Origin of the sequence: Citrobacter sp. Ce006 (genome assembly GCF_030336535.1) — a bacterium.
In the GTDB taxonomy this organism is placed as follows: Bacteria; Pseudomonadota; Gammaproteobacteria; order Enterobacterales; family Enterobacteriaceae; genus Citrobacter; species Citrobacter europaeus.
The window spans coordinates 216975-239628 of record NZ_JAOWDO010000067.1 but is presented as its reverse complement, the minus strand read 5'-3'; the positions used below and the strand labels follow the sequence as shown (position 1 = coordinate 239628).

At 49.4% G+C, this 22654-nt stretch carries 24 protein-coding genes and 1 pseudogene; 13 read left to right on the top strand and 12 right to left on the bottom strand.

Features of this window, described 5'->3' with window-relative positions; translation table 11 throughout:
- Positions 1 to 54: 54 nt before the first annotated feature.
- Entirely contained in the window at positions 55 to 636 is a 582-nt protein-coding gene (sodB, locus tag OGV94_RS10230) for a superoxide dismutase [Fe] (protein ID WP_043016437.1), read from the top strand.
- 39 nt (positions 637 to 675) lie between these two features.
- Here the strand turns inward: sodB and OGV94_RS10225 are convergent, their stop codons facing one another.
- Together OGV94_RS10225 and cydH are read right to left on the bottom strand one after the other, a co-directional pair.
- Positions 676 to 1845, bottom strand: a complete 1170-nt coding sequence (locus tag OGV94_RS10225) for an MFS transporter (protein WP_043016438.1) — start codon at positions 1843 to 1845, stop codon at positions 676 to 678.
- A gap of 175 nt (positions 1846 to 2020) precedes the next feature.
- On the bottom strand, positions 2021 to 2110 hold the full coding sequence (gene cydH, locus OGV94_RS10220) for a cytochrome bd-I accessory subunit CydH (RefSeq protein ID WP_072036634.1): 90 nt from the start codon (positions 2108 to 2110) through the stop codon (positions 2021 to 2023).
- Between the two features lie 297 nt (positions 2111 to 2407).
- On the opposite strand from cydH, the gene purR reads away from it, so the two are divergent.
- Positions 2408 to 3433, top strand: a complete 1026-nt coding sequence (gene purR / locus OGV94_RS10215) for an HTH-type transcriptional repressor PurR (protein WP_043016439.1) — start codon at positions 2408 to 2410, stop codon at positions 3431 to 3433.
- On the opposite strand, the gene punR is transcribed toward purR, so the two are convergent.
- Entirely contained in the window at positions 3430 to 4362 is a 933-nt protein-coding gene (punR, locus tag OGV94_RS10210) for a DNA-binding transcriptional activator PunR (RefSeq protein ID WP_043016440.1), read from the bottom strand. The two genes, purR and punR, sit on opposite strands and share 4 nt — an antisense overlap.
- Before the next feature lie 113 nt (positions 4363 to 4475).
- Between punR and punC the strand changes: the two genes are divergently transcribed.
- A complete protein-coding gene (punC, locus tag OGV94_RS10205) occupies positions 4476 to 5681 on the top strand; it encodes a purine nucleoside transporter PunC (protein ID WP_043016441.1) in 1206 nt (401 codons plus the stop codon).
- 291 nt (positions 5682 to 5972) lie between these two features.
- Positions 5973 to 7121, top strand: coding sequence for a cyclopropane fatty acyl phospholipid synthase (gene cfa / locus OGV94_RS10200; RefSeq protein WP_043016442.1), 1149 nt, complete (start codon positions 5973 to 5975; stop codon positions 7119 to 7121).
- A gap of 34 nt (positions 7122 to 7155) precedes the next feature.
- On the opposite strand, the gene OGV94_RS10195 is transcribed toward cfa, so the two are convergent.
- On the bottom strand, positions 7156 to 7803 hold the full coding sequence (locus tag OGV94_RS10195) for a riboflavin synthase subunit alpha (protein ID WP_087050600.1): 648 nt from the start codon (positions 7801 to 7803) through the stop codon (positions 7156 to 7158).
- A 217-nt stretch (positions 7804 to 8020) separates the two neighbouring features.
- Between OGV94_RS10195 and mdtK the strand changes: the two genes are divergently transcribed.
- Complete coding sequence (gene mdtK / locus OGV94_RS10190) at positions 8021 to 9394, top strand: MdtK family multidrug efflux MATE transporter (RefSeq protein ID WP_047411470.1); 1374 nt, start codon at positions 8021 to 8023, stop codon at positions 9392 to 9394.
- Positions 9395 to 9432: 38 nt separating this feature from the next.
- Here the strand turns inward: mdtK and OGV94_RS10185 are convergent, their stop codons facing one another.
- Complete coding sequence (locus OGV94_RS10185; protein WP_181231382.1) at positions 9433 to 10131, bottom strand: RluA family pseudouridine synthase; 699 nt, start codon at positions 10129 to 10131, stop codon at positions 9433 to 9435.
- Positions 10132 to 10264: 133 nt separating this feature from the next.
- Here OGV94_RS10185 and OGV94_RS10180 point away from each other — a divergent pair, with 133 nt between their 5' ends.
- From OGV94_RS10180 to OGV94_RS10150, 7 genes are all read left to right on the top strand, one after another.
- Complete coding sequence (locus tag OGV94_RS10180) at positions 10265 to 11056, top strand: PhzF family phenazine biosynthesis protein (protein ID WP_286523267.1); 792 nt, start codon at positions 10265 to 10267, stop codon at positions 11054 to 11056.
- Positions 11057 to 11092: 36 nt separating this feature from the next.
- Positions 11093 to 11401 carry a monooxygenase gene (locus tag OGV94_RS10175; RefSeq protein ID WP_286523264.1) on the top strand — a complete coding sequence of 103 codons (309 nt, stop codon included), beginning with the start codon at positions 11093 to 11095 and terminating at the stop codon, positions 11399 to 11401.
- 241 nt (positions 11402 to 11642) lie between these two features.
- Positions 11643 to 12038 carry a RidA family protein gene (locus OGV94_RS10170; RefSeq protein WP_286523261.1) on the top strand — a complete coding sequence of 132 codons (396 nt, stop codon included), beginning with the start codon at positions 11643 to 11645 and terminating at the stop codon, positions 12036 to 12038.
- 27 nt (positions 12039 to 12065) lie between these two features.
- Entirely contained in the window at positions 12066 to 13034 is a 969-nt protein-coding gene (locus tag OGV94_RS10165; protein ID WP_080625134.1) for a threo-3-hydroxy-L-aspartate ammonia-lyase, read from the top strand.
- Positions 13035 to 13158: 124 nt separating this feature from the next.
- The gene (locus OGV94_RS10160; RefSeq protein ID WP_087050602.1) at positions 13159 to 13800 is read left to right on the top strand and encodes a helix-turn-helix transcriptional regulator; all 642 of its coding nucleotides are present in this window, start codon (positions 13159 to 13161) and stop codon (positions 13798 to 13800) included.
- Positions 13801 to 14224: 424 nt separating this feature from the next.
- Positions 14225 to 14719: a putative pterin-binding protein gene (locus tag OGV94_RS10155; protein WP_043016451.1), complete on the top strand. Its 495-nt coding sequence runs from the start codon at positions 14225 to 14227 to the stop codon at positions 14717 to 14719.
- Positions 14720 to 14736: 17 nt separating this feature from the next.
- Positions 14737 to 16665, top strand: a complete 1929-nt coding sequence (locus OGV94_RS10150) for a putative bifunctional diguanylate cyclase/phosphodiesterase (RefSeq protein ID WP_047411482.1) — start codon at positions 14737 to 14739, stop codon at positions 16663 to 16665.
- 139 nt (positions 16666 to 16804) lie between these two features.
- On the opposite strand, the gene OGV94_RS10145 is transcribed toward OGV94_RS10150, so the two are convergent.
- Positions 16805 to 17764 carry a YbgA family protein gene (locus OGV94_RS10145; protein ID WP_043016453.1) on the bottom strand — a complete coding sequence of 320 codons (960 nt, stop codon included), beginning with the start codon at positions 17762 to 17764 and terminating at the stop codon, positions 16805 to 16807.
- A 150-nt stretch (positions 17765 to 17914) separates the two neighbouring features.
- Positions 17915 to 18865, bottom strand: coding sequence for a bifunctional helix-turn-helix transcriptional regulator/GNAT family N-acetyltransferase (locus OGV94_RS10140; protein ID WP_170928002.1), 951 nt, complete (start codon positions 18863 to 18865; stop codon positions 17915 to 17917).
- 184 nt (positions 18866 to 19049) lie between these two features.
- Between OGV94_RS10140 and OGV94_RS10135 the strand changes: the two are divergent.
- Positions 19050 to 19163, top strand: a pseudogene (locus OGV94_RS10135) (IS481 family transposase); the annotation flags it as partial.
- Between the two features lie 257 nt (positions 19164 to 19420).
- Here the strand turns inward: OGV94_RS10135 and OGV94_RS10130 are convergent.
- From OGV94_RS10130 to OGV94_RS10110, 5 genes are all read right to left on the bottom strand, one after another.
- Positions 19421 to 19588 (bottom strand): hypothetical protein, encoded by a 168-nt coding sequence (locus OGV94_RS10130; protein ID WP_155553786.1) that lies wholly within the window; start codon positions 19586 to 19588, stop codon positions 19421 to 19423.
- Complete coding sequence (locus OGV94_RS10125) at positions 19575 to 19919, bottom strand: hypothetical protein (protein ID WP_286523258.1); 345 nt, start codon at positions 19917 to 19919, stop codon at positions 19575 to 19577. The genes OGV94_RS10130 and OGV94_RS10125 overlap by 14 nt, the downstream gene beginning before the upstream one ends.
- Entirely contained in the window at positions 19910 to 21013 is a 1104-nt protein-coding gene (locus OGV94_RS10120) for a hypothetical protein (RefSeq protein WP_286523256.1), read from the bottom strand. The genes OGV94_RS10125 and OGV94_RS10120 overlap by 10 nt, the downstream gene beginning before the upstream one ends.
- 35 nt (positions 21014 to 21048) lie before the next feature.
- A complete protein-coding gene (locus tag OGV94_RS10115) occupies positions 21049 to 21528 on the bottom strand; it encodes a hypothetical protein (protein ID WP_286523254.1) in 480 nt (159 codons plus the stop codon).
- 283 nt (positions 21529 to 21811) lie between these two features.
- Entirely contained in the window at positions 21812 to 22369 is a 558-nt protein-coding gene (locus tag OGV94_RS10110) for a nucleotidyltransferase family protein (protein ID WP_286523250.1), read from the bottom strand.
- Positions 22370 to 22654: the final 285 nt, after the last annotated feature.

The window sequence follows — 22654 nt, the reverse complement described above, 5'->3', positions numbered from 1 at the left end:
TACTCACAATGAGGCTATTGTGTGTACTCAATATAAATAATAAGGAGAGAAGCAATGTCGTTTGAATTACCTGCATTACCGTATGCCAAAGATGCTCTGGCACCGCATATTTCTGCCGAAACGCTGGAATACCACTATGGCAAACACCATCAAACCTACGTGACCAATCTGAACAACCTGATTAAAGGCACTGCGTTTGAAGGTAAATCACTGGAAGAGATCGTACGTAGCTCTGAAGGTGGTGTCTTCAATAACGCAGCACAGGTCTGGAACCACACGTTCTACTGGAACTGCCTGGCACCGAACGCAGGTGGCGAACCAACCGGTAAACTGGCCGAGGCAATTGTCGCCTCCTTTGGCAGCTTTGCGGATTTCAAAGCGCAGTTTACCGACGCCGCTATCAAAAACTTCGGTTCTGGCTGGACCTGGCTGGTTAAAGGAACGGATGGCAAACTGGCTATCGTTTCCACCTCCAACGCAGGTACTCCGCTGACCACCGACGCGACGCCGCTGATGACCGTTGACGTATGGGAACACGCCTACTACATCGATTATCGCAATGCCCGTCCAGGTTACCTGGAGCACTTCTGGGCGCTGGTGAACTGGGAATTTGTTGCGAAGAACTTCGCAGCATAAAAAGATAACGCAGAAGGGAACCCCTTCTGCGTTTTAGTTTTAATGAGTGGCAGTACAGACCTCTTCAGGCTGTTTCCGCGCCGAGATAAAGACCAGCAGCAGCGCAAGCCCCGCCACAATCGCCCCCATCACCGGCACAAAACTGTAGCCTAAACCACCGGAAATCACCGCCCCACCGGCTGCGGCACCCAGTGCGTTCCCCAGGTTAAATGCGCCAATATTGACTGAGGATGATAATCCAGGCGCTTCGCTGGCAACGCGCATCACACGCATCTGCAACGGTGGAACGACGGCAAACGTCGCCGCGCCCCAGACCACCATACTGACCGCCGCGCCCAGCTCATTTCGCGCAAGCAAAGGAATGGCCAGCATAATAACCATCAACAGCAGTAAAAAGCCTTTCAGCGTACCGTTCACTGAACGGTCAGCCAGTTTGCCGCCAAAGTAGTTACCGATCGAGAAGCCAACGCCTATCAGCACCAGCATACCGGTGACAAATGCCGGTGTGGCATGGGTGATAGTATGCAACACCGGTGAGATGTAGGTATAAAGCGTGAACATCGCCCCGGCGCCCAGAACGGTCGTCAGCAGTGCCGACAGCACCTGCGGGCGCATAAGTACCGCCAGTTCACTACGGACATCCGGGCGCTCTCCTGCCCCACCTTTGGGTAATGAGAAGAACAGGCTGACCATAGCGATGACCCCAAGACCCGCCGTTGCCATAAATGACATGCGCCAGCCGATGGTTTCACCAAGCCAGGTCGCCGCCGGAACTCCGCCAATATTGGCAATGGTTAACCCCATAAACATGGTTGCCACGGCGCTGGCCTGCTTATGTTTGGGTACCACGCTTGCAGCAACCACAGAGCCAAGGCCAAAAAATGCCCCGTGATTCAGACTGGTCAAAATACGCGATAACATCAGCGTGGTGTAATCCGGTGAGATAGCCGAGAGCACGTTACCCAGCGTAAAAATCGCCATCAGGAATATCAACGCATTACGTCGCGCACGATGAGACAGCAATAATGTCATCAGCGGAGCGCCCACCATTACGCCAACCGCATACGCGCTGATCAACATGCCGGCCGCCGGAATCGAGACATCCACACCTTTGGCTATGACGGGCAATAATCCCATTGGCGAAAATTCGGTGGTACCAATGCCAAACGCGCCGATCGCCAGCGCCAGTAATGGATAATTGAGTTTCATATTGCGACTCCGTAACGTCGAGCCATGGCGCGACATAAAATAAGAGTCAAAAGCATGACATTGATCGCAAAATTAATAAAGTTAACAAAACTGCAAAAGACTTTTGCTTATTCGCAAACAATAGAGGGGAAAAGCCAGCGGAAAGGATGAGGGAGAATTAACTCCCTCGGGGAAATCAATGCAGCGCTGCGGTCAGGCCACTCGCGACGATCAAGCCCAGAACAATAATGGTAGTTACTAACGAAAATTTCAGATCGGTGCTCATCAAGTTTTCTCCTTTTTATTCCCACACAAAAAGTGATATTGCGCATTTTTACACACTTGAAAGCAAAAATCTCTCACGATTTATATTGATAACTGCTTTTAACTCTTCCCCTTTTCGTTAAGATCAGACAAAATTCCACGCTTACTTGATTAGCGTACCGGCCATTGACCCCTTCCTGACGTTCCGTGTCGTTTTCCCGGCGTGCCGCAACCCTTACGTTGCGCTAAGGGTGTGTAAAGGCAAACGTTTACCTGGAGTATTCTCAGGAGCTTAGGATATGGTCTGGAGTGAGATGTAATGGCAACAATTAAAGATGTAGCGAAGCGAGCAAACGTTTCCACTACAACCGTATCACACGTAATTAACAAGACGCGCTTTGTCGCGGAAGAAACGCGTAATGCTGTCTGGGCGGCGATCAAAGAGCTGCACTATTCTCCGAGCGCAGTGGCACGCAGCCTGAAGGTGAATCACACCAAGTCTATTGGCTTGTTGGCCACCAGCAGCGAAGCGGCCTATTTCGCTGAAATTATCGAAGCCGTTGAGAAAAACTGTTTCCAGAAAGGCTATACCCTGATTCTGGGTAACGCATGGAACAGTCTCGAAAAACAGCAGGCCTATCTGTCGATGATGGCGCAAAAGCGCGTTGATGGTCTGCTGGTGATGTGTTCCGAGTATCCGGAGCCGCTGCTGACGATGCTCGAAGAGTATCGCCATATTCCGATGGTCGTCATGGACTGGGGCGAAGCAAAAGCCGACTTTACCGATACGGTCATTGATAACGCCTTCGAAGGCGGTTACATGGCAGGTCGGTATCTGGTAGAACGCGGTCATCGTGAGATTGGCGTGATCCCTGGCCCAATGGAACGTAACACCGGAGCCGGGCGTCTGGCTGGTTTTATGAAAGCGATGGAAGAAGCGCTGATTAAAGTGCCTGAAAACTGGATTGTGCAGGGCGATTTTGAACCTGAGTCCGGCTATCGCGCCATGCAGCAAATTTTGTCACAGTCGCATCGTCCGACCGCCGTCTTCTGTGGTGGCGATATTATGGCGATGGGTGCACTGTGCGCCGCTGACGAGATGGGACTGCGCGTACCGCAGGATGTCTCGCTTATCGGGTACGACAACGTGCGCAACGCCCGCTTCTTCACGCCGGCCCTGACGACTATTCACCAGCCGAAAGATTCGCTGGGTGAAACGGCCTTCAACATGTTGTTAGACCGTATCGTGAATAAGCGCGAAGAGTCACAATCTATCGAGGTGCATCCGCGTCTGGTAGAACGCCGCTCGGTTGCCGACGGCCCGTTCCGCGATTACCGCCGCTAAGCCTGTTGCGCGGGGGCCTCATCTGGCTCCCGCAGCCATTCCTTGTTCAACGTTTCACTATCCCCTAAATAATCCAGCAGCCAGCTCAATGCCGGCGACGTATCGTTCTGTTGCCATGTCAGGCAGCATGCGGCATCAGGAAATGGATTCTCCAACTGTAGCGCAACCCATTTGCCGCTATCGATCCACGGTTTGGCAAAATGCGTCGGTACCATGCCGACGCACAACCCTGCAGACAAACAGGTAGCGGAAGATTCCCAGTCTGGCACCACAACGCGCTTTTGGTTATCCAGCAGCCAGGTAATACGCTTTGGCAACGTACGGGAGGTATCTTCACGCACCAGTGACGGCCAGTTGCGCAACGTGTCATCACTCAGCGGCCCGGGCATTGACGCCAACGGATGATGGCTAGCCACCACGCAGCTCCAGCTCAGCATTCCCATGTCACGGAAGGTATAGCGGCCCCCCACCGGAATCGCCTGCGTGGCGCCGATTGCCAGCTCAACGCGCCCATCGGACAGCGCATCCCAGACGCCGTTAAAGACTTCCTGGAAAACCAACAGTTCCACATCGTCAAAATGACGATAGAAATCGACGATCATTTGTCGGGTACGATCTGGGCGGACAATGTTATCGACTGCGATCGCCAGTTGTCCGCGCCAGCCGTTGGCAATTTGCTGGCATTGCTGGCGAGTGATCTGCATTTTTTTGATAACAGAGCGGCCTTCTTTAAGAAACCATGCGCCAGCAGGCGTCAATTCCACATCCCGATGGCGCCGCTCAAAAAGCGGCACCGCCAGCCACTCTTCCAGTTGACGTACGGTGTAGCTTACCGCAGAGGGTACACGGTGCAACTCCTGGGCGGCAGAACTAAAGCTGCCGTTACGCGCAACGGCATCAACCACTTCAAGTGAATATTCCGACCACATATTCTGCCTGCAAAAAATTTGAAATCAGTAAGCAAATATTAGCGTTTCACAGCGAGAATTACACTCACTACACTCAGCGGCATTGTTCTATTGCTAAAAAAAGAGAAATGATGATGCAACCTGGGAAAGGGTTTTTAGTCTGGCTGGCAGGTCTTAGCGTGCTCGGCTTTCTGGCAACGGATATGTATCTGCCCGCCTTTGCCGCAATTCAGTCCGATTTGCAAACCCCTGCATCTGCCGTCAGCGCCAGCCTTAGCTTGTTCTTAGCCGGTTTTGCCGTCGCGCAACTTTTGTGGGGGCCACTTTCCGACCACTACGGTCGCAAACCTATTTTGCTACTGGGTTTATCTATCTTTGCACTGGGCAGTCTGGGCATGCTGTGGGTTGAAAACGCCACCGGCCTGCTGGTGCTGCGCTTTGTCCAGGCCGTTGGTGTTTGCGCTGCATCGGTTATCTGGCAGGCGTTGGTCACCGATTATTATCCTTCACAAAAAGTAAACCGCATCTTTGCCACCATTATGCCGCTGGTCGGATTATCTCCGGCATTAGCACCATTACTAGGCAGTTGGATCCTGGTACATTTTTCCTGGCAGGCCATTTTCGCCACCCTTTTTGCCATTACCCTAATTCTGATGCTTCCTGCACTGCGCTTAAAACCGACGGTTAAAGCACGCGACGACAGCCAGGACAAACTGACGTTCGCCACCTTGCTACGCTCGAAAACTTACCGCGGAAACGTGCTGATTTATGCCGCCTGTTCCGCAAGCTTTTTCGCATGGCTGACGGGTTCCCCGTTCATCCTCAGCGAAATGGGCTACAGTCCAGCGGTGATTGGCCTGAGCTATGTTCCGCAAACTATCGCTTTCTTAATCGGTGGTTACGGCTGCCGCGCTGCGCTGCAAAAATGGCAGGGCCGTCAACTGCTGCCCTGGTTACTCATTCTGTATGCCATCAGCGTTGTGGCCACCTGGGCAACCGGCTTTATTCATCATGTTGCGCTGGCTGAAATCCTGATCCCATTCTGTGTGATGGCGATCGCTAACGGGGCAATCTATCCTATCGTCGTCGCGCAAGCATTACGTCCTTTCCCACAAGCAACAGGACGCGCAGCCGCATTGCAGAACACACTGCAACTGGGTTTATGCTTCCTCGCAAGCCTTGTGGTTTCCTGGTTAATCGCTACCCCACTGCTCACCACCACCAGCGTGATGCTGACAACGGTGCTGCTGGCGGGCGTGGGTTACAAAATGCAATCACAGAAAGCTGACGCCCCGCAAACAGATGATCGTGCGCAAATTGCCCACGGTGAGTCTCACTAAAGATTGTTGCGGGCAATTAATTAGCCCGCTAACAATTATCAGTTGAATCGATAAAAAATCAGGCCTATACTGATTTCCGGTTGTTAAAAATAACGATAATTTCTATGTATTAACGGTGACAAGAACGTTCCCGTTTTTCCACGGATGGCCTTTTCGGCAAGGGTTCCTCCCTTCCTCTGTTCTACGTCGGATTATAGATTCGCGGATTAATTCCGTGAGATTTCTCACAAAGCCCAAAAAAGCGTCTACGCTGTTTTAAGGTTCTGATCACCGACCAGTGATGGAGAAGCTATGAGTTCATCGTGTATAGAAGACGTCAGCGTACCGGATGATGACTGGTACCGCATCACCAATGAATTATTGAGCCGTGCAGGCATTACCATTAATGGCCCGGCACCGGCGGATATTCGCGTAACAAACCCCGATTTTTTCAAACGCGTATTACAGGAAGGATCGTTAGGGTTGGGTGAAAGTTATATGGATGGCTGGTGGGAATGTGACCGGCTGGACATGTTTTTTAGTAAAGTCCTGCGCGCGGGTCTTGAAAACCAACTCCCCCGCCACTTTAAAGATACGCTACGTATCGCCACGGCCCGCCTGTTCAATTTACAGACCAAAAAACGTGCGTGGGTCGTCGGTAAAGAACATTACGATTTAGGCAACGACCTTTTTACCCGCATGCTGGACCCTTATATGCAGTATTCCTGCGCCTACTGGAAAGATGCCGACACCCTGGAATCTGCCCAGCAGGCGAAGCTAAAAATGATTGCTGAAAAGCTGCAGTTGAAGCCAGGAATGCGGGTGCTTGATATTGGCTGCGGCTGGGGCGGTTTATCCCAGTTTATGGCATCACAGTATGGCGTTAGCGTAGTGGGTGTGACCATTTCGGCAGAACAGCAGAAAATGGCGCAGGCGCGTTGCGCGGGGCTGGATGTCACCATTTTGCTGCAGGACTACCGAGACCTGAACGACAAATTTGATCGCATTGTCTCCGTGGGCATGTTTGAGCATGTGGGGCCGAAGAACTACGCCACCTATTTTGAGGTGGTCGATCGTAATTTAAAACCTGACGGTCTCTTTTTGCTGCATAGCATCGGCTCCAAAAAGACCGACAATAACGTTGACCCGTGGATCAATAAATATATCTTTCCGAACGGCTGTTTACCGTCAGTTCGCCAGATAGCTAACGCCAGCGAGCCACATTTTGTGATGGAAGACTGGCATAATTTTGGCGCGGATTACGATACAACGCTGATGGCCTGGCACGAGCGTTTCATGAGATCCTGGCCCGAAATCGCCGATAACTATACCGAACGTTTCAAACGGATGTTCAGCTATTACCTGAACGCCTGCGCGGGGGCGTTTCGTGCTCGCGACATTCAGCTATGGCAGGTGGTATTTTCCCGCGGCGTTGAACACGGTCTGCGTGTTCCCCGCTAATCGTTATCGCCCCCGAGCCAACGGGGGCTTGACACTACGCTCCCGCTTCGCCCGTGACGTGACTGATGGCGCATTCACGCGCCGCCAGCACACGCTCAACGGTATCAACCACCGCCTGAGTTTGAGGGTCAATTTCAATGTTGACCCGCGCGCCCAGCTTTTTCTTGCCAAGCGTCGTACGCTCCAGCGTTTCCGGGATCAAATGCACACAGAAGCGCGTCGGCGTCACTTCACCGACCGTCAGGCTGATACCGTCAATACCGATAAATCCTTTGTACAGGATATATTTCATCAGCGATGGATCCTGAACCTTAAACCACACCTGTCTGTTGTTCTCAGAGGTCAAAATTTTCGACACTTCGGCGGTAGTCATAATGTGGCCCGACATTAAATGTCCGCCAATTTCATCGCTGAATTTTGCCGCCCGCTCAACGTTGACCAAATCACCGACCTTCAGGTCACCCAAATTGGTGATGCGCAGCGTTTCTTTCATCAGATCAAAGCTTATCTGGTTACCGTTAATTTCGGTGACCGTCAGGCAGCACCCATTGTGAGCAACCGATGCGCCAGTCTCCAGCGCATCCAGCATATATTCAGGCAACTCCACGACATGCGTACGAAAATTTGGTTTTTCATCAATGGACACCAATTTCGCGGTGCCCTGCACAATACCCGTAAACATACTTCAAACTCCTGAACTCAATTAAGACATCTCTGCACAGCACAATAGCAGGTGGAAATTCAGGTTGCCAGCGATGCGCCGCGCCTGCCTGTTTTTTCACTGGAGAATTACGTATTCCTCGCTACAATAGACTGAAATTTCCCCTGCATTTTCTCCTTGCTGCCAGATAAGGCGGCTTTTTTAGTCTCTCAAATAACAACAATATAGTGGTGTACACGTGCAAAAGTATGTAAGTGAAGCGCGTCAGTTATTAGCTCTGGCAATTCCGGTGATTCTTGCGCAAATCGCTCAAACCGCAATGGGATTCGTTGATACCGTCATGGCGGGCGGATACAGCGCCACGGATATGGCGGCCGTCGCCATTGGTACGTCCATTTGGCTGCCGGCCATTCTGTTTGGTCACGGACTACTGCTGGCATTGACGCCGGTAATTGCGCAACTCAATGGTTCCGGACGCCGGGATCGAATCGCCCATCAAATACGCCAGGGATTCTGGCTGGCGGGCAGCGTATCCATTCTGATAATGGTAGTGCTGTGGAACGCAGGCTACATTATTCACTCCATGCATAATATTGACCCGGCGCTGGCGGATAAAGCCGTCGGCTATCTGCGCGCGTTGCTGTGGGGGGCGCCTGGGTATTTGTTCTTCCAGGTAGCCCGTAACCAGTGTGAAGGTCTGGCCAAGACGAAACCGGCGATGGTGATGGGATTTCTCGGCCTGCTGGTGAACATTCCGGTTAACTACGTTTTCATTTATGGGCATTTAGGCATGCCGGAACTGGGCGGCGTGGGCTGCGGCGTAGCTACGGCAGCGGTTTACTGGGTGATGTTTATCGCCATGCTGTCTTACGTAAAACGCGCACGCTCGATGCGCGATATTCGTAATGAGCGTGGTTTCCAGAAACCGGACACCGCCGTAATGAAACGTCTGATTCAACTGGGTTTGCCTATCGCGCTGGCGCTATTTTTCGAAGTGACGCTGTTTGCGGTGGTGGCGCTGCTGGTTTCCCCGTTGGGGATTGTCGACGTAGCCGGACACCAGATCGCACTGAACTTCAGCTCGTTAATGTTCGTTTTGCCGATGTCTCTGGCTGCAGCCGTCACCATTCGTGTCGGTTATCGTCTGGGCCAGGGATCAACATTGGATGCGCAAACTGCCGCCAGAACGGGTCTGGGTGTCGGGGTCTGCATGGCGATGGTAACGGCGATTTTCACCGTGACATTCCGCGAGCACATAGCCCTGCTCTACAACAATAACCCGGAAGTAGTCGCTCTTGCGGCGCAGCTCATGTTACTGGCCGCGGTGTATCAGATATCGGACTCTATCCAGGTTATTGGCAGCGGTATCCTGCGTGGTTATAAAGATACGCGTTCCATTTTCTTTATTACCTTTACGGCATACTGGGTGCTGGGTTTGCCAAGCGGTTATATTCTGGCGCTTACCGATCTGGTCGTTGACCGGATGGGACCGGCGGGATTCTGGATGGGCTTTATTATCGGCCTGACCTCTGCGGCGATACTGATGATGCTGCGCATGCGGTTTCTACAACGCCAGCCATCAGCAGTTATTTTACAACGCGCCGCGCGATAACCCCATAACAGCCGCCATCTGGCGGCTTTTTGACAGCTTCAGAAGGGGCTGGCGTTTTCGGCATTCACCCACTGTTTGTGGACAGGATGCCTGAAATGCAACTCACTGGCATGCAGCATCAGCCGCGGGGTTAGTTCACTGCCTGGCAGTAGACGCCCGCCATACAAATCGCACCCCAAAATAGGATGCCCCAACTGTTGACAGTGGATCCGTAGTTGATGGGTTCGCCCAGTTTCAGGCGTCAGTTGTACGCGCGTCAAGGGGAGTAAAGTCCCCTCCTCCAGGGGGTGATAAAAGCGCTCAATAACCTGATAGCGCGAGCGGGCAGGTTTGCCGTTAATAGCGCAAATCGACATCAGTGGAAACAGCGCCGGGTCTTTGGCAATCGCTGCGTCGATAATCCCTTCATCGTTTTCCAGATGTCCGCATAACAGCGCGCTGTATACCTTAGTGACCGTACGCTGGCTAAACTGCTGGCAAAGCGCGGCATTGATAGCCTTGTTGCGGGCAACCACCATCAGCCCTGAAGTCCCAAAATCAAGCCGATGAACCAGCGTGCAGCCGGGGTAAATCTGTACCAGCCGGTAATGTACCGAATCAAGATTCTGCGGATTTTTCCCCGACAAGCTAAGCAGCCCGCTGGGTTTATTGATAAGCACCAGGTGCTCGTCCTGATAGAGGATCTCTATCTCGTCATGACAAGGTGGGGCAATGAAGGTATCGAGGATCGTAGACATGAGCGGCCTGGATAAAGTGTGGGAACGGATGATAACGAATTTTGACCAGCCAGGCGAATCGGCGCGCTTAACCCATGGCAATCATTGCATGATAGAGTGTGGATTATCCCGAGTGCGATGAGAGGGTTACACAGTGCAACAAATCGATTTTTACATGGTAGATGCCTTTACCACCACGACGTTTGGCGGTAATGCCGCAGCAGTCTGTCCGCTCGTTGACTGGCTGCCCGATGAAACATTATTAAAAATGTCGCAGCAGCATAACCAGTCTGAAACTGCTTTTTTTGTCGCCAAGGAAAATGGCTTTGAGCTGCGTTGGTTTACCACTCAGGGAGAAATCAATCTGTGTGGGCATGCCACTCTGGCCGCCGCGCATGTCATCTTTGAACATCTGGATTACCCGGACACTACCCTCCATTTTGCTACCCGGTTTGTGGGTCCGCTGACGGTCACACGCAGCGGTGAATGGCTGACGCTTGATTTTCCGGCCTGGCAAAGTGAACCTGTCGAGCCGCCCACCTTATTGTTGGAAACATTAGGCATCACAGAATACAAAGAGGTGCGCGTCGCACGCGATTACATGGTGGTGCTGGAGAATCAACAGCAGGTTGAGGCTGTGCGCCCAAACATCCACGCCATGCTTCCGCTGGGGAAAATGGTTTGTATCACCGCACCGGGTGATGGGGAATACGATTTCGTCAGCCGTTTCTTCTGCCCGGGCGAAGCCGTTGCGGAAGACCCCGTCACAGGCTCGGCACATAGCATGCTGATCCCTTACTGGGCTGTAAAACTGAACAAAACACAGATGCTGGCGCGCCAGGTCTCGGCACGCGGCGGGGATTTACGCTGCCAACTGACAGGAATGCGTGTTTACATCGGCGGACAAGCTGTAACTTATCTGACGGGTCACGTGCTGTTGCGCTAACAGCCTTACCCGAATTAACCCATCCATGGAGGATTTATGTCGAACAAACTCGTACAGATACACTTTGATTTTCATGGTCCGTTTGGGGCTGAGATGTCGAATCAGCTCGTTGAATTGGCCGAGTCAATCAACCAGGAGCCGGGGTTCATCTGGAAAATCTGGACCGAAAACGCAGCAAATAATGAAGCGGGTGGCATCTACTTGTTCCAGGATGAAAACACCGCGCTGCCCTATATCAAAAAACACACGGCCCGCCTGAAGCATTTAGGCGTGACAGACGTGACGTTCAAAATCTTCGATATCAATGAACCATTAAGTAAGATTAACCACGGTCATATCGGCTAATATTTTCCCCCAGACGCCCCGCTCCGGGGCGCTGCTACACTCTCCTGCCGTCCCCCTCATCAAAAGCCCCCCTTTTCGCCACCTCACGATGGCGATATAGCGTGTGCCGCGTTTGCAATAGTTCACAAAATTATCACTCGCGAAAACTACCACTAGCCGAAAGCAGTATGAAAGCGTATAAATAAGACAAACAGTATTATTTTATACAAAGTGAATCACCATCAGCTACAGGAGATTTCTTATGTCCGTGGACATTACATTGAACTCATCTGCCGGAAGCTTCCCGCCAGCAGGTCATTACTCGCACAGTACAACGGCTGGCGGCTTCATCTTCATTTCGGGGCAGTTGCCGGTTACTTTTGATGGCGAGAAAAAAGCGGATGCCTCTTTTGAAGATCAAACCCGACTGGTACTCAAGAATATTGATGCTTGTCTGGCGGGTGCTGGAGTTTCCCGTCAGCATCTGGTGTCTGTTCGCGTCTATGTGACGGATATGAACCAGTGGCCGACGTTTAACAAAATCTATGGAGAATGGATCGGTGATTTCCGTCCATCCCGTGCCGTAGCAGGCGTTGCTGAGCTTCATTATGGCTTCGCGCTGGAAGTTGAAGCCATTGCGTTGGCCCAACAAGCGTAACGTTTAACGACATACAGGTGAACAACAATGACTGAAATGACACTGCCAGATTATAACGATGTGGCCGCTGCGGCAGAACGCATCGCCGATTATGCCAACAGAACGCCAGTGATGACCTCCCGAACGGTTAATGAAGAATTTGCTGCTGAAGTTTTCTTCAAGTGCGAAAACTTCCAGAGAATGGGCGCGTTTAAATTTCGCGGCGCCATGAATGCGTTGCGCCAGTTCACCCCGGAGCAACGCGCTGCGGGCGTCGTTACTTTTTCTTCCGGCAACCACGCGCAGGCCATTGCCCTGTCGGCAAAATTGTTGGGGATCCCGGCGACCATTATCATGCCGCATGATGCCCCGGCAGCTAAAGTTGCCGCAACAAAAGGCTATGGCGGAAATGTGGTGATGTACGATCGCTATAGCGAAGATCGTGAAAAGATTGGCCGGGACCTGGCAGAAAAACACGGGTTGACGCTAATCCCGCCTTACGACCATCCGCACGTGATTGCGGGCCAGGGCACCGCCACAAAAGAGCTGATTGAGGAAGTGGGTCAGTTAGACGTTCTTTTCGTGTGTCTGGGCGGCGGCGGGCTGCTTTCAGGATCCGCACTGGCAGCGCGACATTTGTCTCCTGACTGCATCATCTATGGCGTCGAGCCCGAAGCAGGAAATGATGGTCAACAGTCGTTTCGCAGCGGCAAAATTGTTCATATCGATACACCTAAAACCATTGCTGACGGCGCTCAAACTCAACATCTCGGGAATATTACGTTTCCAATTATCCAGCAAAACGTGAACGATATTCTGACAGTCTCAGACGATGAATTAGTCGCCTCAATGAAATTTATCGCTGAACGAATGAAAATTGTCGTGGAGCCGACCGGTTGCCTGGGTTTCGCCGCCGCCAGAGCGCGTAAAGCTGAACTGCGTGGTAAGAAAATCGGCATTATCATCAGCGGTGGCAACGTGGATATCAGCCGTTACAGTGAATTCCTTGCCGGGTGATCGAAAAGGTATCTGCTAAGCGGATACCTTACTATTGTCTGTACATTCCCGTCTGGAAAAGCGAGCCCAGCTCACTGTAAACTGCTCGCAATCGTGGCAACAGGCATCACCGCAGGAGACTGGCATGCCAAAAACCGACAACAACTCACTTCTCTGCCAAATTGATACTATCGCCAGGGGCTTGAGTGAGACCTTTTCTCCATTTTGCGAAGTGGTAGTTCATGATCTCAAAAATCCTGAACATGCCATTTTATCCATCCATAATAACCTGTCAGGACGTGAACCCGGCCAGCCGGCAACAGAGCTTGGCCTGGCCAGAATCGCATCGCCTGAATTTCCCAGTATCATTGCCAACTACAGCAACCAGTTTGCCGATGGCCGCCCGGTGAAAAGCACGTCCATAGGCATCAAGGATGAAAAAGGCATATACGTAGCAGCACTGTGTCTGAATGTGGATATGACGCTGTTTCGTGGCATGCAGAGCGCCCTCGCGCGTTTTACTGAAACCACAGACTCGCCTGTTAAGGAACATATCGATCCTGGTAGTAATGAAGTCATCCGCCAGCGTATCGATGACTTTGCAGCTAAGCGCGCCACAACGGCCCGCGCCCTTAAACCTGAAGACCGTAAGCGACTGATTCAACAATTACGCAAAGACGGTTTGCTTAACGTACGAAAATCTATGGATACCGTCGCGCAGCATTTGGGCGTTTCCAGGGCTACCGCTTATCTGTATGCCCGTCAGTCAGTTCAGGCGGGTGAATAAACGGGTTCAGATAGACCACACTTGCCGCAGCATAGAATGTCTGCTCTTGATTACCGACACGAAGCGCTCCCGCTATACTAAGGGCGGCTTCGTGCCCGATTTCGTGTCCGATATAGTTATCCACCAGTAAACAACCAAATCCCGCTGCAGTGAAAAAATAAACCTTTATTTTCGTGCGTATTTATTGGCGCTGAGTAAATAGATGACTTATTTTTGTACGTACACAGTGAAATTTAGCTTTACTCAAATAACACCACCAGCATTGCTAATGCTTCACAATAGAACAAATAACAACTAACCCACTGATTTAAAAGAATTTAAAAAATACTGAACTTATTGCACCAATAATACCTATGCAATATATATAAATAGCGTGATATCTAAATTATAATTCTTTTACATCCGGCTGATTGGTGAGGTAAGAATGCGGTTAATGGTCATGTTGGTAAGCTTTGTACTCTCCACCCAGCTTTGGGCAGGTGAACTTTCCAGGCCCACCGGTAAAGTTCTTTTAACGCTGTCGGGTAATATTGAAAATACAAATGCTGATGGGAAAGCCGTTTTTGATACCGCCAGCCTCGAGAAGCTGGGCATGGTCAGTTTCCAGACCACCTCCCCCTGGTATAATGGACGCACTACCTTTACGGGTATTCCACTTCAAAAAATCATGGATTATGTCGGGGCGAATGGCTCTGTTGTGAAGGTCACTGCGCTCAATGACTACACCACCGTTATCCCTCTCAGTGATTTCAAAAAATACAATGCTATCCTTGCTTTAAAAATCAACGGAAAATATATGCGCATCCGTGACAAAGGCCCGCTATTCATTGTGTACCCCTATGACAGCATGCCAGAACTGAATAATCAGATTTATTATTCAAGGTCTGCATGGCAGGTCAGTAGTATGGATATTGAGTAAGCGTTCAGAGGAACATCATGAACAGAATACTGGCTGGCATCATCTTTTTTCTTTTTATATCTACCGGGTATATCTCTTTCCTCGTGCATGAACGGCAACAAGAGCTACAGAAACTGACTCATTACACTGATTCCTGGTCTGCTGCTCAGTTGGTATCACAATATTACCGATTTGAATCGTTGCTTGGTCTTTACACTATCGATGATACGATGAATCTCGATGATGTACGTATGCGTCTCGACATTATGCTCAGCCAGAGTGATTTGATAAAAGAAGGTGACCTGGGGCGCTACATAGAAAGCAATATAGCCCACCGTGAGCTGGCGGTAAAACTTGAAAATACTCTTAGTTATCTGGATGTTAATCTTGAGAGTATGAATCGTTCAGCACTTCAGGCATATCTGAAAAAAATGCATGCTCTGGATGCACCACTTGGCCGTCTTTCATCTGGTGCCTTAAACAAGGATGTTAACTCGATCAATAACGCCAACCAAAAAATTCAAACGCTGTACTATATTTACTCAGCTACCTCTGTACTGCTGATAATACTCAGTGCGATTCTGGGCGTGCTCATTTTCTATCAAAACAGAAATATTCTGCGGGCGCACCTTCAGGTCAAGAGTCTGGCCCAAGAACTGCAGAAATCTAAAGAAAAGCTACAAATCCAGAATGCTAAACTGGAATATGACGTCTACCATGATTCTCTTACCGAGATGAATAACCGCCAGCTATTCTGGAGCGATTTAAATAAAACAATCGAGATAGCAGAAAAAAATAACGATGCTGTGACCGTGATGTTGTTCGATTTAGATCGATTCAAAGAGGTAAATGATACGTATGGTCATGATGCTGGTGATATGTTATTGCGCCAGATATCAGACCGTCTGATTTCGATGAGCCTGACTTCGGATACCCTGTATCGCTTAGGAGGGGATGAGTTTGCGTTTCTGTCGAGCGGTCTGACAGAAAGCCGGGCCGTTTCACGAGCACAGAAAATAAGTGATTTTATCAGCCAGCCCTACACTATTTACAACACGATTATCAACATAACCACCTGTGTTGGCATCGTTATCTCAGAAACTGAACGTCGCTCCGACTATCTTTATAAATTTGCCGATTTGGCCCTGTATGAGGCCAAAAATGAAGGCTCAGGTAAGATAAAAGTCTTTCGGCAACGCATGTTAGAAAAGCTGCAAGAAAGCAGAACGCTTGAGCATGATATGGCATTGGCAATAGTGAACAAAGAATTCGTGGTCTATTACCAGCCTATTGTCGATTCTTTCAGCCAGAAAATTTACAGCTATGAAGCGCTGATTCGCTGGATTCATCCTCTAAAAGGTCTGCTGTCGCCTGATAGCTTTATTCCTGTTGCTGAAAAAACAGGAATGATTAATGAGATGGGTAAAGCGGTGCTTGAAATTGCCTGCAGGGAAGCGGCGTGTTGGGCGGTTCCGGCTAAGATTTCGGTCAATGTCTCCCCTGTTCAGCTAAGCAGCAAAGGCTTTGCCGGCATCGTGTTAACCATACTGAAAGAAACAGGACTTCCACCGGACCGCCTCGAACTGGAAGTGACAGAGTCTTCTCTCTTTACTGAGAGTACGACACCAATGAACACGCTTAATAAGCTCAGAGCCCTGGGCGTGAAAATTTCCATCGATGATTTTGGTACCGGATACTCGTCTCTTTCGCGCCTCAGCAGACTTGCCTTCGATAAAATCAAAATAGACAAATCCTTTGTGCATTCGATATCCACACAGGAAGACGCCCTTAATATCATCAAACTGATCACCGGCATGGCGAAATCCCTCAATATGAAGGCTGTTGCAGAAGGTGTTGAAACGCAGGAGCAACTTGAAAGTCTTCAGGCACTGGGATGCGATTTTGCACAAGGATATCTGTTTGGCAAACCTCAGCCTTGCATTGATGAGGAAATCAGAAACGGTTAAATCACGGACGACACATTTACTCGTGGATACAGGGCCGCGTTTTTTCTCATCTGCACACTGCGAGCGTTATCCCTGCGGGATCGCAAGGATAACCTTCGCAAACATGGTTAAATCGGCCCCATGTTGATTCGCTATCAGGCTACTTGATCATCAACCGTAGTGCTAAATCATTCGGATAAGGATCAAAATAGTTCTGGGTAAGCAAATAGCTGTCCGGGTATTCAGCAAGATAGTGCTTGAGTAGCGTCAGTGGCGCCAGTATTGGCAGCAGCCCGCCGCTATAGTTGAGGATAACGTCACGTAACTCTCCGCGCTGGCGGGTGTTTAACCGATCGCGGAAGTAGCCCTGGATATGCATCAGTACGTTGGTGTGATTTTTCCGCGAGGCGGGCTTTTTAAGGATTGCCATGAGCTTTTCGCGATAAGCCACAAAAAAAGCGTCCAAATCATCCCACTGATGGAGCGAAGCAACGAATGGACCAATCTCCCGGTAACCTGCCTGGTGATGGGCCAGAAGCTGAAGCTTATAGCGACTGTGGAAATTGAGTAAGCCGTGACGAGTAAGACCATCGGCCCGCAGCCTATTAAGCTCATGTAACGCGAACACTCGCTCGACAAAGTTCTCCCTCAGAACCGGATCGTGCAAACGGCCATCTTCTTCGACTGGCAACCACGGGTAGCTTTCCATCAATGCGCCGGTAAACAGGCCAGTACCCTCTTTTCGGCCACGATTTCCTTTTTCGTCATACAACCTCACTCGCTCCATACCGCAGCTTGGTGATTTAGCACAGACAATAAAACCCGACAGACCGCCAAGTCCATCGATATATGAAGCAGCGAAATCGGACATTTTATCGGTGACATCCTCACCTGGCGCATGGCTAAAACACATGCGGATATTCCCTTGTGCGGTTTGAACCAGGCGCAACGCGGGACGTGGTACTGGCAAACCGATGGACATCTCCGGGCAGACAGGTTTGAAAGTCACCCACTGAGCCAGCTCATCCATCACAAACCCCATCCGTTTATGCCCACCGTCGAAACGCACGGCTGAACCGGTTAAACATCCACTAATCCCGATGACAGGTTGAGTGTTCATAACGACCCCCTCGTTTATTGACGACCCTTTTCGGGAAAAAACATAACGGTTTCACTATTAAATCATAGCGTACGATATCTGCTGTGAGTTCAACTGATAGATGCAAGTACTCAAAAAAATCCTGGCCGCCAGGGGAAGTGGTTAGCGGTTTTAAGATGCCTTTCGAGTGAACTGTTGCTCAGTAATAGTATTACCCCATTGATCGCCTTCCCATTCTTTCGATAATTCAAATCCGAATGATTCGTACAATCGTCTTGCCGCAGTAAGTTTATTAAATGTCCACAATTGAACCGAAGAGAATCTCTGCTCATCACAAAATCTCATCGCTTCGCCAATAAGTTTTCTACCCAGTCCGCTGCCACGACACCCATCGTCAAGGATGAACCAGCGCAGATGCGCCTCATTATTCCCCAGATCCTCACCGTCAATTGCAACTGAGCCGACTATGCGCTCATTCACGATTGCCAGCCAAATCTGATTACATGGCTTGTCCAGGCGACCAGAAAAATCAGCAAGACCTGCGGCAACCTTCCCTTCAAAAAAACTGCCGAAGTTATGTTCTCTGGCGTAATAGCCGCCGTGCATTTCAGTAATACGACCTATCATGCCGGGATGATAACCCGTGACTATTTTTACGCTGTTACGCAGGTTACCCTCGTTTCTTTCACGACAGGCTTTCAACGCGTTGGCATAGGAAGAAAGACCTTGTAATACAGCTTGCTGTGTAAACGGATCGAGCTTACCAAGTGCTGCTCCGACACGTTCGTCAGCATAAGTATTGATGCTATGTACGGTCTCCACGCCCTTCCCGGTAAGGCTTAGCCGTTTTGTCCTCGCATCTTCAGCAGAAGGAGCTTCTTTAAGCTCTCCGGCTTCAACAAGTTTAGCGAGCATGCGGCTAACGCTGGACTTCTCTAGCCCCAAGATCTGGACCAATTGAGCGGCTGTTAATGACCCATGTGTTTCAATTTCAAGCATGGCGTGAACTGCTGAAGGAGGATAGTCGGTAGCAGCCAGATTTTGGTTCATGAACCCAAGCTCTCGTACCATTAAGCGTGATGCCGCACGTATGTTTTGTATGTTACTTAGTTCAGAAATCATGAGCATTACCCTGCAACAATAGTTGCACAATACAACCATTGGTGTGAGGAATTTGTCAATCCCTTATTCTATATCCGCTTCCCGCTCGAAGTAGACCTTGCGATGCATCAGGCTGTCCGTTTCGTGCCAGAAGCGGACATGGCTAACATCATGATGTACTAATCTACGGGAAGCAGGTCAAACTCACTATAATAATGAGCGAACCCATCAGGGATGGGTGTGCTGCGGGCGGACGCCAATGGATACATTACTTGTTGGAAAACGCATCTGGGCTGATATAAATTTAAGCCAGATGTAATCTTACAGACACCTGTATAAATAACCGGTAACTGTCAGATCAGGTCTGAGCTAATACATATCAGATAACGGGAAGTGGACATCATCAATATGATATATATGTTTGATCGTAATACTTCGTCATTCATCTCTGGTCACTATCACGAAACCTTTTCTTTTTTGCCTCTTGCATCGCCTGATGCCTTCTTCGTCTGGGCACCTCATTGGCGCCAAATATAATAACAAAAGCAATTAATGCAATAACAATAAATAAAATAATCATTTTCCGTCCTTTTTCAGTTTTTTATCAATCCCACCCTCTTCCTTTTCAAGCGATTTTTTACGACGTTTTTCAAGATGGTCCGAAGCCTTTTTCCCTGCAAAAGCTGATGAAATAGCAGTCACTAATAACCCAACAGCGGCCAGGATGTTTTTACTTTGTGACAAGACCGTATTCCTCGTTCAGAAATCTGTAGAAACCTTTGTCTATATTGCCGTTATCGAAAGGTTCCCGGCCATGGACATCGATTAAAGTTTTACGCAATTTTTGTATCTGCGATTTTAATTCATCCACCGGCATTTCGCCAGAAGCGTACTCATACCTCAGCAGTTCAAGCGAGACAATCGTTTCGAGTTGGGCGGCATCAGCAGCATTAAGATCTTTGCTTTGCCGCAGACGCTCAGCTGCTCCTGTTACTATAGCAGGCTCGCAACAGTCATCGGAGTCTTCAAAATGATAAAAGTTTTTTGTATTAGTGGCATGGTTTACTAAACGCATACAGTATTTACCCAATCGTCAAAATTTGATTCGCTATCATTAAGTACGGCAATAGATTTCTCGTAATGAGTCATGACCTGACGATGCTGTTTATGGACTATCAACACCGATCGAGCACTGTTCCAGAGGAACGGACCGGCAATAAGGTAGTTCAGCTTTCCGGTTCGTCCAAGAGCTCCTGTTACCAGCAGAAGCATTTGTATAACAAGCGCAGTGCCATAAGCGATCACCGCAAGTTGCGTCTTATGTAGCTCTTTTTCATCTTCCGGAGTATCCAGTCCCCTATGCGCAAAAGCGCCATAAGAGAGTAAAAGCAACTTCATAACAGTGTAGGTGGATGCATCAGCTGCGTTTATAGTTCCGTACTCATCTCCCAGAGCTTCCATTAAAGGGTTAGAAGCCGCATAGCCTGATGATTTGGTGGGGTCCTCTTTCCATTCTGTAAAAAAAGAAGAAAAGGGTAAAGGTAACCCTTTCGTTGTGGGTAAATCGGAAAGATAGTGGGTCAGAATATGCAAGGTTGCTTTAAGGTGCAGGCCGAGTCCACTGCTCCCGGGAAAGTTAGTTTCGAGGTATTTTAGCACTAGTGAATATACAGTTTGCCCACCGACATCTTGCCCTCCATACGTATAACCTTCTGGCAGTTTCTGATTGAGATTAAAGTCGTGCCCAAAGATAGAACGATGGTTAGCACCTGCCCGGTAGTCTAAAGGACTGGCACCTGAACCCTCAGGCTTAAAATACTCATGCAGCTTTACGAACTTTTCTTCCAGCGCATCGGCATAGTGATTTGTCATATGCGCAGCGCCCACCCCCATGATCCCAATGCAGACTGCCACAACAATGTCATTGGAATTGAGTGCACAATAATCCGTCGATATCTCTAGGTCGGCAAGCATCGTCTCGAAGTCTACCGTATCGACTGCCATTTTGGCCCGGTCATCCAGAGACAAGTGAGCGGTGGTCGGATCAACTACAATTTCACCCGTATGCCGCTTCACCAGATAGTCCAGGTTGGTCGCTCTTTGATCCCAATATGCATCTTCCGGTTCTGCTATGAAAACCGATTTAATTTTGTGCCATATATTTACCATTACGTCCTCATGCGCTTTTTTAAGCGGAGCTAAGTTCAAGGCTGGCTGTCCGTCAGCATGACGGAATAGTGGATCCCATGTGGCAAACTGATTGATAAAGGCTTATTTAGTGTCAGCGGGATGGCCTGTGGTGCAAGTGGTATTGTCCTGACAATACCTCCTACCAGGCGGGCATTCACATACTGCTCGTGATCATAGTAATTGATCTCACGACTGATCTCCGCCGTACTGTTTCCTTTATCTGCGTACAAATCGATATAGATCGTCGCTGCTGCAAATTTTCTGTCCAGACCAGAGGTGAATACTTTTCCTGGCAACGGGCGGAGTGCGTACAGTAGCAAATTACGGGTATTGTCTTTTTTCAGAAGGCTGTCCGCGGTTACAGTTACTGTGGTTGGCCCTGAAACTGGTGATTGCATTTCCGTTCTCAGGTACTGCGTTCTGTTTTCTGAGGGCATAGAACTGCATCCCATCAGCGCAAGACATAAAACAGCAATTCCTGTCATTCTGTTCAATTCAAGAATCCTTCTTTCATTATCATCAAATGATAGTCATTCTGTCAGTATCGGCATGGTTCGCAAATAGTTGATACTAATATGCTCAGAGGGTATGAAAAGCGATACATATCCGGCTCATGAGGGGAATGTTGTTAGTAACCTCTGCTTTGGCTGTTATCCTTTCAGCTGGTTGCTCCACTCCATGTCCATCGATGATCACGTGCAACTTCTGCTTTTCGCTTACAGCGGACTGTCAATCATACAAGAGAACCGCAATAGCCGGGATATTTGTATTTTGAGGTTATAAGGAAGCGATGAGCTGTAACTTGGGATAACGTTCCACCCACTGCTTTGTCGTGACCCGTTGTTTAAAAGAGTCCAATTTTTCACGTTCAAATGCTGGAGTCGGTCGTAAACGCAGTTCAAATAAGTCAGATAGTCCATAAGGCGCAGTGATATCGAGACCTTCCTTCCCCAATCTGACAGCTATGGCCGTAGCTGTTTCAGGCCAGTGCAGTAAAGCATTTCCCGTTGAGGTGTAGGGATGATCACCATTACGTTGATGCATTCTGGCTTGATTCTTCACCGACCAGTCTAGCGAAGGTAATTGTTGCCTAAGCCTGTCTTCCAGATAACTATCATGGTCTGGGCTACAGTGCTCACAGTCAAACCAGACGACATCTACATCACCAGAAACAGGACTTAGCCCATACCCATGTAAGTGATCCCAGACAGTGTCTCGTACAAATCCTGCTCCAATCCAACCGTCATTGAGTTCCAGTGCTCGAACCGCATATAGGATCTTCATTCTTACAGGGTCATCGGACAATATTTTCTGCAATGACATTTGGTATTCCATTCGTACCCTTTGTTGGAAACAGTAATCCACTGGTGGAAATATTATCAGCATTCTCCTGTCCATGTCCGCTCCTCGCTCACAGTGGACTTTATGCTCGATGAGTTCGCCCGCTCTTCGCCGGGAGCGGAAGTTGCTTAATTTACCCTGAATCAAACAATAAGGGAGCAGGTCAAGTTTTCGATTGTTCTGTCAGATGTTTCCGCATCAATGCATTTTGTAGTGTCACTCCACGAAACGACCTGCCGGACGGCTCACGTAAACACTCTTGCCTACCCGCAATAATGA

Bases quoted from the DNA above. Each gene is read 5' to 3' on its own strand.
- sodB (WP_043016437.1), top strand. From the start codon at position 55: ATGTCGTTTGAATTACCTGCATTACCGTATGCCAAAGATGCTCTGGCA.
- OGV94_RS10225 (WP_043016438.1), bottom strand. From the start codon at position 1,845: ATGAAACTCAATTATCCATTACTGGCGCTGGCGATCGGCGCGTTTGGC.
- cydH (WP_072036634.1), bottom strand. From the start codon at position 2,110: ATGAGCACCGATCTGAAATTTTCGTTAGTAACTACCATTATTGTTCTG.
- purR (WP_043016439.1), top strand. From the start codon at position 2,408: ATGGCAACAATTAAAGATGTAGCGAAGCGAGCAAACGTTTCCACTACA.
- punR (WP_043016440.1), bottom strand. From the start codon at position 4,362: ATGTGGTCGGAATATTCACTTGAAGTGGTTGATGCCGTTGCGCGTAAC.
- punC (WP_043016441.1), top strand. From the start codon at position 4,476: ATGCAACCTGGGAAAGGGTTTTTAGTCTGGCTGGCAGGTCTTAGCGTG.
- cfa (WP_043016442.1), top strand. From the start codon at position 5,973: ATGAGTTCATCGTGTATAGAAGACGTCAGCGTACCGGATGATGACTGG.
- OGV94_RS10195 (WP_087050600.1), bottom strand. From the start codon at position 7,803: ATGTTTACGGGTATTGTGCAGGGCACCGCGAAATTGGTGTCCATTGAT.
- OGV94_RS10185 (WP_181231382.1), bottom strand. From the start codon at position 10,131: ATGTCTACGATCCTCGATACCTTCATTGCCCCACCTTGTCATGACGAG.
- OGV94_RS10175 (WP_286523264.1), top strand. From the start codon at position 11,093: ATGTCGAACAAACTCGTACAGATACACTTTGATTTTCATGGTCCGTTT.
- OGV94_RS10170 (WP_286523261.1), top strand. From the start codon at position 11,643: ATGTCCGTGGACATTACATTGAACTCATCTGCCGGAAGCTTCCCGCCA.
- OGV94_RS10165 (WP_080625134.1), top strand. From the start codon at position 12,066: ATGACTGAAATGACACTGCCAGATTATAACGATGTGGCCGCTGCGGCA.
- OGV94_RS10160 (WP_087050602.1), top strand. From the start codon at position 13,159: ATGCCAAAAACCGACAACAACTCACTTCTCTGCCAAATTGATACTATC.
- OGV94_RS10155 (WP_043016451.1), top strand. From the start codon at position 14,225: ATGCGGTTAATGGTCATGTTGGTAAGCTTTGTACTCTCCACCCAGCTT.
- OGV94_RS10150 (WP_047411482.1), top strand. From the start codon at position 14,737: ATGAACAGAATACTGGCTGGCATCATCTTTTTTCTTTTTATATCTACC.
- OGV94_RS10145 (WP_043016453.1), bottom strand. From the start codon at position 17,764: ATGAACACTCAACCTGTCATCGGGATTAGTGGATGTTTAACCGGTTCA.
- OGV94_RS10140 (WP_170928002.1), bottom strand. From the start codon at position 18,865: ATGATTTCTGAACTAAGTAACATACAAAACATACGTGCGGCATCACGC.
- OGV94_RS10125 (WP_286523258.1), bottom strand. From the start codon at position 19,919: ATGCGTTTAGTAAACCATGCCACTAATACAAAAAACTTTTATCATTTT.
- OGV94_RS10120 (WP_286523256.1), bottom strand. From the start codon at position 21,013: ATGGTAAATATATGGCACAAAATTAAATCGGTTTTCATAGCAGAACCG.
- OGV94_RS10110 (WP_286523250.1), bottom strand. From the start codon at position 22,369: ATGGAATACCAAATGTCATTGCAGAAAATATTGTCCGATGACCCTGTA.